This window comes from Nannocystis punicea, assembly GCF_026965555.1.
In the GTDB taxonomy this organism is placed as follows: Bacteria; Myxococcota_A; Polyangia; order Nannocystales; family Nannocystaceae; genus Nannocystis; species Nannocystis punicea.
In genome coordinates, this window is sequence record NZ_CP114040.1 from 7,549,058 (window position 1) to 7,560,044 (window position 10,987).

At 72.5% G+C, this 10,987-nt stretch carries 8 protein-coding genes; 3 read left to right on the forward strand and 5 right to left on the reverse strand.

Annotated features, from left to right (window positions below; all coding sequences use genetic code 11):
* The first annotated feature begins 83 nt into the window (after nt 1–83).
* Nucleotides 84–2,090 (forward strand): serine hydrolase domain-containing protein, encoded by a 2,007-nt coding sequence (locus O0S08_RS29015; protein ID WP_269032584.1) that lies wholly within the window; start codon nt 84–86, stop codon nt 2,088–2,090.
* A 184-nt stretch (nt 2,091–2,274) separates the two neighbouring features.
* On the opposite strand, the gene O0S08_RS29020 is transcribed toward O0S08_RS29015, so the two are convergent.
* From O0S08_RS29020 to O0S08_RS29035, 4 genes are all read right to left on the reverse strand, one after another.
* Nucleotides 2,275–3,585: a receptor L domain-containing protein gene (locus O0S08_RS29020; protein ID WP_269032585.1), complete on the reverse strand. Its 1,311-nt coding sequence runs from the start codon at nt 3,583–3,585 to the stop codon at nt 2,275–2,277.
* 77 nt (nt 3,586–3,662) lie between these two features.
* Nucleotides 3,663–4,898 carry a succinylglutamate desuccinylase/aspartoacylase family protein gene (locus O0S08_RS29025; RefSeq protein WP_269032586.1) on the reverse strand — a complete coding sequence of 412 codons (1,236 nt, stop codon included), beginning with the start codon at nt 4,896–4,898 and terminating at the stop codon, nt 3,663–3,665.
* The gene (locus O0S08_RS29030; RefSeq protein ID WP_269032587.1) at nt 4,882–6,798 is read right to left on the reverse strand and encodes a CBS domain-containing protein; all 1,917 of its coding nucleotides are present in this window, start codon (nt 6,796–6,798) and stop codon (nt 4,882–4,884) included. Before O0S08_RS29030 ends, O0S08_RS29025 begins: the two co-directional genes overlap by 17 nt.
* Nucleotides 6,799–6,910: 112 nt before the next feature.
* Nucleotides 6,911–7,765, reverse strand: a complete 855-nt coding sequence (locus O0S08_RS29035; protein ID WP_269032588.1) for an alpha/beta fold hydrolase — start codon at nt 7,763–7,765, stop codon at nt 6,911–6,913.
* 169 nt (nt 7,766–7,934) lie between these two features.
* Here O0S08_RS29035 and O0S08_RS29040 point away from each other — a divergent pair, with 169 nt between their 5' ends.
* Both O0S08_RS29040 and O0S08_RS29045 read left to right on the forward strand, forming a co-directional pair.
* A complete protein-coding gene (locus O0S08_RS29040; protein ID WP_269032589.1) occupies nt 7,935–8,609 on the forward strand; it encodes a TetR/AcrR family transcriptional regulator in 675 nt (224 codons plus the stop codon).
* 740 nt (nt 8,610–9,349) lie between these two features.
* Entirely contained in the window at nt 9,350–10,357 is a 1,008-nt protein-coding gene (locus O0S08_RS29045) for an endonuclease/exonuclease/phosphatase family protein (RefSeq protein ID WP_269032590.1), read from the forward strand.
* Between the two features lie 85 nt (nt 10,358–10,442).
* Here O0S08_RS29045 and O0S08_RS29050 read toward each other — a convergent pair whose 3' ends face one another.
* Nucleotides 10,443–10,985 (reverse strand): hypothetical protein, encoded by a 543-nt coding sequence (locus O0S08_RS29050; RefSeq protein WP_269032591.1) that lies wholly within the window; start codon nt 10,983–10,985, stop codon nt 10,443–10,445.
* Nucleotides 10,986–10,987: the final 2 nt, after the last annotated feature.

Here is a 10,987-nt window from a genome sequence, read left to right on the forward strand (position 1 = left end):
GACATGCCGATAAAACCCTGCGCGATTGGACATGTCCCCGAGGATGGTACCCGCGGGCGAACAAAGCGCGGTACGCTGGCGCCATGCGTGCCGCCCTCGCCCTCCTGCTCGCCGCCTGCGGCCCGTCCACCCCCGGGGCGCCGGCGCCCGCGCCCGTCGCGGCGACGAAGCCCGCTCTCGCGTCCCCGGCGGCGGCGACGCCCGAACGGCTCGCCGCCGATTCGCCGCGCACCACCGTCACCGGCAACCCCTTCGTCGCGCCCGCGGGCTGGACCCTGTCGGTCCGCGGCCCGGCGACGGTGCTCACGGCCCCGGAGGGCGGCAGCCACGTCGCGCTCGTCGACGTCGCCGCCAGCGACGCCGACTCCGCCGTCGCGGCCGCGCTGACGGCCTACGACCCGGCGCTCCGCCTGCCGCTCAGGGCCTGCGTCGCCGCGGCCGACCAGGACGGCTGGACCGAGCGCCACGTGTTCACCTACCAGACCCCGCCGAACGCCCGCCGTGATCTCACCGCGGAGGCGCGCCGCGGCGGCCAGGGCTGGACCGTGATCGTCCAGGACCTCGCGTGGGAGGTGCTCGAGAGGCGGCTCGCCCAGCGCGGCCTGCTCACCGGCCGACTGCTGCCCCGCGGCCACGAGCGCGAGTCGTTCGCCGGCGAGCCGGCGCGCGCGCTCGACCCCGCGGCGCTCGCCGAGCTCGACGGCTTCCTGCAGCGCGCGCAGGCCGTCACGGGCGTGCCCGGCGTGGCGTACGGCCTGATCGAGCGCGGCGAGGTCGTGTTCGCCGGCGGCGTCGGCGTGCGCGAGCTCGGCAAGCCGGCCCCCGTCGACGCCGACACGCGCTTCATGATCGCCTCGAACACCAAGCAGCTGACCACGCTGATGCTGGCCAAGCTCGTCGACGCCGGGAAGATCGGCTGGGACACGGCCGCGACGGCGCGGCTGCCGTCGTTCGCGCTCGGCGATCCGGACACGACCCGGAAGGTGCAGATCCAGCACCTGATCTGCGCCTGCACGGGGATGCCCCGCCGGGACCTCGAGTGGCAGTTCGAGTCGAGCGTGACGACGCCGGAGCAGGTGCTGGCGACGCTGGCGACGACCCAGCCGACCAGCGGGTTCGGCGAGCTGTACCAGTACTCGAACCCGATGGCCGCCGCCGCCGGCTTCCTCGGCGGCCATGTCCTCTTCCCCGAGCTGGAGCTCGGCCCGGCCTACGACCGGGCGATGCAGACCCTGGTGTTCGACCCACTCGGCATGCACGCGACCACCTTCGACCCCGTCCAGGCCCAGCGCGGTCCGCTCGCCCGCGAACACGCGCGCGACTTCGACGGCCACCAGCAGCCCTCGCTCGTGCAGCTCAACCACACCGTCCTGCCGCTGCGGCCGACCGGCGGCGCGTGGAGCACGGTCCACGACCTGCTCAAGCTCGTGCAGATGGAGCTCGCCGAGGGCACGCTGCCCGGCGGCGAGAGGTACATCGGCAAGCGCGCGCTGCTGGCCCGCCGCGCGCCGCAGGTCCGCATCGACGCCGACGAGACCTACGGCATGGGCCTGGTGGCCGCGGACGACCACGGCGTGCCCCTGGTCCACCACGGCGGCATGCTGTTCGGCTTCCACAGCGACGTGCTGTGGCTGCCCGAACATCAGGTGGGCGCGGTGATCCTGACCAACGGCGAACCGGGCTGGCTGGTCGTCACCGCCTTCCGGCGCAAGCTGCTCGAGCTGCTGTTCGCCGGCAAGCCCGCGGCGGAGACCCGCCTGGCGACGGAGACCCGTCAGTACCTCGACGAGCTGGCGGCCGACCGCAAGTCGGTGACCCTGCCCGCCGACCCGGCCGCGGCCGCCCGACTGGCGCCCGGCTACCACAACGCCGCGCTCGGCCCGATCGCCGTCACCACCGGCGAACGGACGGTGTTCGACTTCGGCGAGTTCGCCGGCGAGGTCGGCTCGCGCGAGCACCCCGACGGCACCCTGTCGTACGTACTCGCCCTCCCCGGCCTCGTCGGCTTCGAGTTCGTGGCCGGCCCGGAGCGGGCCCTGATCCTGCGCGACGCCCAGCACGAGTACACCTTCACGCCGAGCGAGCGGTGATATGTCCACCAGAACATGTGCTTCAGAGCATGTGCTAAAGAACATGCTCTTTCAGACATTATCTAGATGACATGTCCTTCCGCGCCGGCCCGCCCGGCCGCGCCAGCCGTGACCCGCCGGCTCACGAATAGCGACGCTGCAATAGAGTGTCTCTCGAGACATGCCTCAAGAGACAGACCAAGGATCACTCGCCCTGGGGCGGGCAGCCGACGACGCACTCCGGCCCGCCCTGGTTCTCGCACGCCTCCGAGTAGCTCTTGCCGACGTGCGACGCGGCCGCCAACCAGGCCTCCGCCTCCGCCTGCGGCAGCATCGGGTTGTCGCGGATGAACACGTGCTCGGCCTGCAAGTCGACCGACAGCCCGGTCAACGAGGTGAGGGAGGCGTTGCCGTCGATCTGCAGCAGCTCGACCTGCTCGAGCGCCTCGAGGCCGTGCAGGTCGACGATGCCCCCCAGACCCCCGCTGCCCCGACACCACCCGAGCGACAGCCAGTCGGACACGGAGCGCAGCGCCGACAGGCCGGCGAGGCTGGTCAGCGCCGGAGCGTCCTCGACGGTGATCTCTCGCGCCGATGTCACCGCCGGCAGCTCCAGCTCCTGCAACGCCGGCGTGTCGAGGACCTTCAGCGCCGCGAGCCGTCCCGGCCACGCAAAGCGCGGCAGCGCCGGCAGGTCCCACAGCTCCACCTCGATCGGCCCCGCCGCCGCCGCGAACACCTCGAGCCCGGACGCGTCCGTGAGCGCCGGCATCGTCCGCAGGGTGATCCGGAGCCCCTGCGGGGCAGACACGGACAGCGCCGCGAAGCCGTCGAGTCCGGTCAGGGTCTCCTCGACGAGGAGGACGCTCGCATGCCCGGCCAGCGCCGGCGAGAACGCGACCTCGCCCTGCAGCCCCGCGACGCTCGTCAGGCCGTTGCCCTGCAGGTACAGGCCGCCCAGCTGCCGCACCCCGCTCAGCCCAGACAGGTCGCCGAGCTTCGTGTTGTTTCTCAGCCCCACGTAACCGCCGATGCGCGCCAGCGCCTGCAGCCCGTCGAGGCTGACGAGCTGCGGGTTGTCGCCGACGCTCAACCACCCGCCGATGCGCTCCAGCGCCTGCAGCCCGTCGAGGCTGACGAGCGCGGCGTTGCCGACGATCCGCAGGTCCCCGCCGACCGCCCGCAACGCCGACAGCGCCGTCATGTCCGACCAGCCCGTCGTGTCCTCCAGCCGCAGCTCGCCCCGCACCTCGACCACGCACGCGAGCCCGGCGACATCGGTGCCGTCGTCGATCCTCAGGTCGCCCTCGATCACCGTCGCGCACGCCTCTCCGGTCGTCGACGTCGGCTCCGAGCCCGCGCTCGTCGGCCCGGAGCCCGCGCTCGTCGGCTCGGGCCCGCCACTGGTGGCCTCGCTCGCCGTGCTCGGGTCGCCCTTGGGCCCGTGGCAGCCGGCCGCGAGCGCGAGCGCGACGAACAGCCGAGCGCAGCGCAGAGGACATGTCCGTTCGGACATTTCCATTGTTACATGCCTTTTCGAGCATGTACCGGCGGACATGTCCTCATCGACATCCGCCGGCCGGCTCGCCGCCCTCACCCCTCGGTCGACTCCTCGTGCGCGCGCAGCAGCGGCGCCAGCTCGGCCGGCAGCACCGGGCGGGCCGCGGGGCTGCGGCGGCTGAACACCAGCCGCTCGGCCTGCGCGCGCACGTGGCGGTAGCCGAACAGGTGGAACACCTGCGTCACCGCCACGCGGGCGACCGCCGGGTCGGCGATGAAGTGATCGGCGCGCTCCGGGTCGCGCGACACGCCGGGCAGGTACGGCACCAGCACGTCGAGCCGCAGCGTCCGCAGCGCCGCCGACACGCGCAGGGCGGTGCGCGACACCGGGCGGGCGATGAAGAAGCCGTCGTCGCCCTGGCCCTGATAGCGCGGCAGCATCATCAGGCCGGTCTCGGGCACGCGCACCTGGCCGCGGCGATCGTCGGCGACGACCTGGCCGCGCTCGACGATCTGGAAGTTGACGAAGTCCGGCGCCATGACGAACGGCTCGTCCTCGGGCTTGACGACGTGGCGGTGGCGGATCTCGCAGACCGCGGGCATACCGTCGCCTCCGGCCGCGAGGCGGGCGCGGTGGGCCGCGAGGTCGGGCACGTGGCGCGGCTCGAGCGAGCCGGCGGCGACCAGCATCAGGAGGAGCGCCGACTCGTGGAAGTCGATCGTGCGCGGGTCGTCGTGCTGCCCGCCCTCGACCGCCACGCCGACGTGGCCGAGGTCGCACAGGTAGCCCAGCATCGAGCCCTCGATCACCTCCTCGAGCCCGAGCACCACCGGGATCGGCAGCGCCAGCGCCAGCGGCCGGTTGCGCAGGACGTCGGCCATGCACGAGAACGGGGTCGACAGCGCCGACGTGCTGTGGAGGTCGATGAAGCTGACCGGCCCGTGGCGCAGGAGCGGCAGGAACACCGCGAGCAGCTCGCGGGTCTCCTGGTCCTCGGCCGTCTCGACGGTGCCCTGAGCGATCCGGGCGATGTTCTCCGGCGTCCAGCGGCGGTTGAGATCGCGGTCGACGTACCGGCGGCGCTCGACCAGCGCGCGCCGGTTGCCGGTCACGCCGATCAGCTCGCCGCGCAGCGGCACGTCGGCCTCGCGCAGGCGGGCGAGCACGCGCGAGATGGCCGAAAGACCAGCCGGCTCGTTGCCGTGGATCGCCCCGACGCACACGACCGTGGGCCCGGGGCGCCCGCTGCTGTAGCGCCCGAGCACGCGCGGGTGCGCGCCCGGGCCATCGGGGAGCGGAGACGGCGGCGCGCTACTGCTGAGCGTCACGCAGGTAGCTTTCGAGCAATTTGCCCGACACGTCAATCAGGTCGCGCTCGGTGATCACGCCGACCAGCTTGTCGCCCTCGACCACCGGCAGGCACGAGATGCCGCGCTCGCGCATCAGCTTCATCACCTCGAGCGTCGGCATCTCCGGGCCGATCGTCAGCGGGTTCTTGACCATCAGCTGGGCGACCGTGGCGTTGTCCTGGGCCACGCGGGACCCGCGGGCGACCATGCGGATCAGCGCCCGGTGCGACAGCAGGCCGACCAGCCGGCCCTCCTCGTCCTCGACGAGGATGTGGCGGATCTTCTTCCAGTCCATGATGTTGGCCGCGAGGTCGATGATGTCGCTCGGCTGGACCGTGAAGATGTCGGTCGACATGAACTGACCGGCCGTCTGATACGAGTCGCGCCACGTCTTCGGCTCGCCCTCGAGCCGCGCGGTCTCCCACGTGTGGACCGGCGCGCCGCTCTTCTGGTTGGCGAGCATCGCCGACGACAGCGTGCGGTAGCGGACGTCCGAGGTGCCCTGCTCGCCCATCGCGTGCAGCGAGTTGAGCATCCACTGCGCGCCGGTGGTGCCCTTGCGGACGCGCTCCTCGATGGTGCCGAGGTAGCGGTCGATGTCGCTGCCGTCGACCTTGACGTGCTGCAGGCCCCAGCGGGCCACCGGCAGCAGCTCGTTCAGGATCAGCTCCTGCGCCGACATCGTCCGGCCCTTCCACGACTGCTGGGCCTTGAGGCCGTCCCGCGCGGCGTTGAAGAAGTTGGACTTGGCGTCCTCGAAGGACATGTCCTTGAAGACAGGCCGCTCGTCCTCGGCGAGCGCCGCCATCATGCCGAAGAAGAACGCCGCGTTGGCGACCTCGTCGAGCACCGTCGGGCCCGACGGCAGCACGCGGTTCTCGATGCGCAGGTGGGCCTTGTCGCCGCTGATGCCGTAGCAGGCGCGGTTCCAGCGGTACACCGTGCCGTTGTGCAGGCGCAGCGCGCCGAACTGCGGGATCCCGCCGCGCTCGATCACCTGCATCGGGTCCTCGTCGATCGCGTTGGCGATGAGGATCCGGAAGCGGGCGATGTCCTCGCGGAAGATCTCGAGCACGCTCTGCTGGATCCACCCGTCGCCGAAGTGCACGCGCGGGCGGGCGGCGCGGTCGACCCGCATCTGCGAGCGGGTGTCGACCGAGCGCTCGAACAGGGCGATGCGCGTCTCGTGCCACAGGCGGTGCTTGAGCAGCACCGGCGAGTTGACCGCCGCGGCCAGGAGCGGCCCGGTGACGGCCTGGGCGAGGTTGTAGAACTTGGCGAACTCGCGCGGGCTGACCTGGAAGTGGACCTGGAAGCTGGTGTTGCACGACTCGAGCATCACGTTGTCGTGCGTCGTCTCGAGCTCCTCGATGCCGCGGATCAGCACGTGGAAGTCGTCGCCGCGGAGCCGCCGCAGGGTGCGGTTCAGCTCGAGGTAGCGCGGCTTGGGCGTCATGTTGTCGAGCCCGAGGTCGGCCTTGCGCAGCGTCGGCAGGATGCCGGTCAGCAGGATGTCGGCGCCGCAGTGGCGCGCGGCGTCGCGGGCGACCCCGACGACCTCGTTGAGCTCGTCCTCCATGCGGCGCAGGCAGGCGGCGTTGAACACCTGCGGCGACAGGTTGGCCTCGAGGTTGAAGCGCGCGAGCTCGGTGGTGAGGCGCGGGTCCTGGGCCCGCTCGAGCACCTCCATCACCACCGAGGCGGGACGCAGGCTGCGGTCGACGAGGAACATCTCTTGCTCGGCGCCGACCCGGCGCACGCCGGTCTCGAAGCGATCGGTCTCGAGCAGCCGCTCGAGCGCGACCACGTCGTCGAGGAGCTTCTTCATGAAATTGCGCAGCTGGTCGTCGTCGGACGTCGCGATGTTTTGTTCACCCATGGGCGTATCCGGCCGCAGGGTATCGCGGGTCGGATCGGCGGCCAAATTCGGATCGCCGGGTCTCGCGGGCCTCAAGCGCGAAGCGCGCGCAGAACAGCGTCACGCAGGGCCGTCACGTCGACGTCACGAACGGACCGACGATCTCAGCCACCGCCGCGGCCTCGTCGAGGTGCACGTGATGACCCCCGGGCACCTCGGCGAGCACGGCGCCGGCGAGCAGGGCCAGCCGCTCCTTCATCAGCGCCTCGTCGAACGTCATCCCCGGGACGGCGCGCACCACCAGAGTCGGGCACGTCACGGCGGTGAAGAAAGCCCGCACCTGCGCCTCCGTCAGGCGCTGACGCGAGGGCAAGCGCAGGCGGGGATCGGCCCGCCAGCGGACTCGACCCTCGTGGGTCTCGAGCCCGCGCCGCAGCAAGATCCGCGCCGAGTCGACGCGCATGCCCGTCGCGCTCGCCAGTCGCTGCGCGACCTGTTCGGCGTCCGCGTAACCACCGTGCTCGTCGCGGGCCCGCGCGGCCTGTTCGGCCTGCAGCGCCTCGCGCAGCTGCCTGGGCGCGGCCTCGTCGGGGTTGGTGAGCGGGCCGAGGCCTTCGAGCAGGACCAGCCTGGCGACCTGTTCGGGACATGTCCCGGCGAGCAGGGCCGCCACGCCGGCGCCGAGCGAATGGCCGACGACGACGCAGCGCGACCAGCCGAGGGCCGAGATCGCCAGCGACGCGTCGGCGACGTAATCGAGGAACACGTAGACACCGTCGGCGCGTCGCTGCGACAGCCCGTGACCCGCGAGATCGATGGCGACCAGGTTGACGCCGGAAAGCTGTTCGGCCAGCCGCTCGAAGCTCGCCGCGTTGTCGAGCCAGCCGTGCATCGCCAGCACCGGAACACCGTCCTCGGGCCCGAAGCACAGCGCGGCGAGTTGCACGCCGCCGATGTCGATGAGCCGCTCGCCGCGTGGTGGAAGCATGCGCGGGACGATGTCCGAATTGACAGCTGAACGCAACTAAGCGCGCACATCACGACGAGTCCGGGCGCGGATGACCTGTCCCTCGGGACATCTCGGCGACGGCCCTGCGAACGCGACTACGCATATTGACTCCGGCGGTCGTCTCATTCACCGTGAGGCCACCTGGACGATGGTAGATGTCCCGCCGAAGCGACGCGCGCGGGCCGACGCGGACAAGCAATCGCGTCGGCGCGCCCTGCTGTGCGCCGCCGCCGAGGCGTTCGACGAGATGCCGTACAACGCGGTCACGGTGGCCGACATCGCCCGCCGGGCGAACCTGGCCAAAGGGACAGTCTACCTCTACTTCGCGACCAAGGAGGAGCTGTTCCTGCAGCTCGCGCTCGAGCAGCTCGGCGAGTGGTTCGGCGAGGTGGAGTCCGCGCTGGTCGGCGACGGCGCGCCGCTCGGCCCCGAGGCGCTCTCGGAGCTGCTGGCCCGCTCGCTGGCCGGCCGGGTCCGCCTGGCCCGGCTGCTGGCGCTGCAGCACGGCGTGCTCGAGCACAACGTCGCGCCCGCGGTGGTGCTCGCGTGGCGGCGAAGCATGCTGGCGCAGATGCTGCAGACGGCCGCGCTGCTCGAGCGCTGCAGCCCGGCCATGCGACCCGGCGAAGGCCTGCGCTTCTTCCTCCACCTCCACGCCGCCGCCGTGGGCCTGCACCAGATGACCCACCCCGCCCCCGAGCTGGCGGCGACTCTGGCCTGCCCGACGCTCCTCCCGCTGCGCCTCGACTTCGCCGCGGCGCTGCAGGCCCACGCCGCCGCCCTGCTGCGCGGGCTCCAACCCGAGGACGCGCGCAGCGAGTGAGGCGCCGGGCACCTGTCTCTCGGGACAGCCTCATCGAGGCCGCCCCGCGCGGGCGATTCGGCCTGTCCCGCGAGACGACGGCCTCCGACTCGCCGACAGCCTCCTCGTGGCCGCCGCGCCGGTGAGCCCACGGCCCGAGCCGACGCTGCCTGTCCCTTGAGATCGCCGTCCTCGATCCGCCGGCCGCAACCGTGAGCCGGTCGACCTGTCCCTCGAGACAGCCACCCTTGGCTCGCCACGCGAATTCAGGCCATGTCCCTCGGGACAGCCACGCCGCCGGCTCGCAGCCCGCCGGCGGCCCGGCATCGGCCTGTCCCTTGAGACAGCATCGAGCGCGACGTCGCTTGGCGCCGCCGACCCGACCGCGCCCTCTCGCGCGAGTTCAGGCCATGTCCCTCGGGACAGCAACGCCGCCGGGTCGCAGCCGCCGGCGGCCCGGCATCGGCCTGGCCCTTGAGACAGCATCGAGCGCGCCGTCGCTTGGCGCCGCCGACCCGACCGCGCCCTCTCGCGCGAGTTCAGGCCATGTCCCTCGGGACAGCCACCCCGCCGGCTCGCAGCCCGCCGGCGGCCCGACATCGGCCTGTCCCTTGAGACAGCATCTAACGCGACGTCGCTTGGCGCCGCCGACCCGACTGCGCCCTCTCGCACGACCCGCGACAGGCTCGCAGCCGTCCGCCGCGCGCGGGGCTCGCCGCCCGACGAGCGGGCGCCGGCCGTCTGCGTTAGAGTCACCGGGCTTGCCCCCGCCGACCGCGTCCGACCCCCGCCCCGTCCGGCCGCGCGCGCGCCTGCCCGCGCGGGTGCTCGCGGGCCTCACGCTCTTCCTGGTCCTCGGGACATGTCTCTTCAGCCTGGCGGGCCACCTCGGCGCGCTCGACTGGCGGCTCGACCTCGCCAGTCACTTCCGCCCGTGGTACGCCGCCGCCGCCGCGCTCGCGCTGGTCCTGGCGGCGGCGCTCGGCCGGCGTCGCCTCGCCGCGGCGGCGGGCGTCCTGCTGCTGGCGGAGCTGTCGCAGGTGGCGCCGTTCTGGCTGGCGCGCCCGCCAGCGGCCGGCGAGCCGGCGCTGCGCCTGGTCCACTTCAACGGCCTGTCGAGCAACCCGCGCAAGGCCGAAGCGGTGACCTGGCTGGCCGACACCGGCGCCGACGTGGTGATCGTGCAGGAGGTCGACGCCGACTGGAGCGCCGCCCTGCAGGCCATGCCCGACCACGTCGCCCTCGAGTCGGCGCCGCGGGCCGACAACTTCGGCATGACCTTGCTCGTGCGCCATGACTTCAAGGACAGGGTCGTTCGGACATGGCGCGAAGACCTTGTCCCGCAGATCCCCGCCCTCGCCGCCGAGCTCACCGTCCGCGGGCAATCGATCGCCCTGCTCGCGGTCCACACCCTGCCGCCGGTCGGCCGCGACTACGCCGCGCGGCGCGACGCCCAGCTGGCGCGCGCGGCCGAGTGGGCGCGCGAGCAGCGGGACGCCGGGCGCGTGCCGGTGATCGTCGGCGACCTCAACGCCTCGCCGTTCAGCGCCCCGCTGCGCCGCCTGCTGGCCGAGGGCGGGCTGGTCGACTCGCAGCGCGGCTTCGGCCTCCAGGCCAGCTGGCCGGTGGGCCACCCGCTCCCGCCGATCGCCATCGACCACTGCCTCCACGACCCGGCCCTGGTGACCGCCGCCCGCGCGCTCGGGCCGGCGCTCGGCTCGGACCACCTTCCGGTCCGCGTCGACCTCGCCTGGCCCGCGGGGCCCTGAGGCTTCACCTGTCTCTCAGGACAGCCAGGCGATGCCTGCGAACGACCTGCCCCGAAGGGCATGTTCGGCTGTCCCTCGGGACAGCTCAGCCTCCGCCCATGACGGACGGGCACTCGGCGCGGGCGATGCTGCAGTCGGGGCCGGCCTCGATCTCGGCGTTCGGCGGCGTCTCCGCGTACTCGGCCATCTTCGAGCACGAGAACGAGCGCAGGCGGGCGGCGAAGCTGGCCCCGAACTCCTCGTAGCAGGCCTCGATCTCGCCGATCGTCGCCTGGCAGCTGGCCCAGTCGATGCCGAGGTCGCACTCTCCCTCGGGCTCGGGGTCGGGCTGGTTGGCGAGGCAGCCCTGGCGCAGCGTGTTGCAGGTGTCGACGCTGCCGTCGGCCGACAGCGCGTCCTGGATCGCCTTGAGGGTGCACATCGCGGCGGCGAAGTCGGCGTCCGACAGCACCTTCTCGCCGTAGGCGTCGGCGGCCTCGCAGAACTGGGCCTTCTCGTCGTCGGTGAGCTCGTCGCCTTTCTTGGCGCCGTCGATGCCGGAGTCGAGAGTGCCGTCGTCATCCTTGCACCCGCCGAGCGAGAGGCCGACGACAAGGAGAGTGGAGATGAGCCTGGACGCGGTGGTCACAG

Coding starts and splice junctions, on each gene's coding strand:
- O0S08_RS29015 (WP_269032584.1), top strand. CDS start 84: ATGCGTGCCGCCCTCGCCCTCCTGCTCGCCGCCTGCGGCCCGTCCACC.
- O0S08_RS29020 (WP_269032585.1), bottom strand. CDS start 3,585: ATGTCCGAACGGACATGTCCTCTGCGCTGCGCTCGGCTGTTCGTCGCG.
- O0S08_RS29030 (WP_269032587.1), bottom strand. CDS start 6,798: ATGGGTGAACAAAACATCGCGACGTCCGACGACGACCAGCTGCGCAAT.
- O0S08_RS29035 (WP_269032588.1), bottom strand. CDS start 7,765: ATGCTTCCACCACGCGGCGAGCGGCTCATCGACATCGGCGGCGTGCAA.
- O0S08_RS29040 (WP_269032589.1), top strand. CDS start 7,935: ATGGTAGATGTCCCGCCGAAGCGACGCGCGCGGGCCGACGCGGACAAG.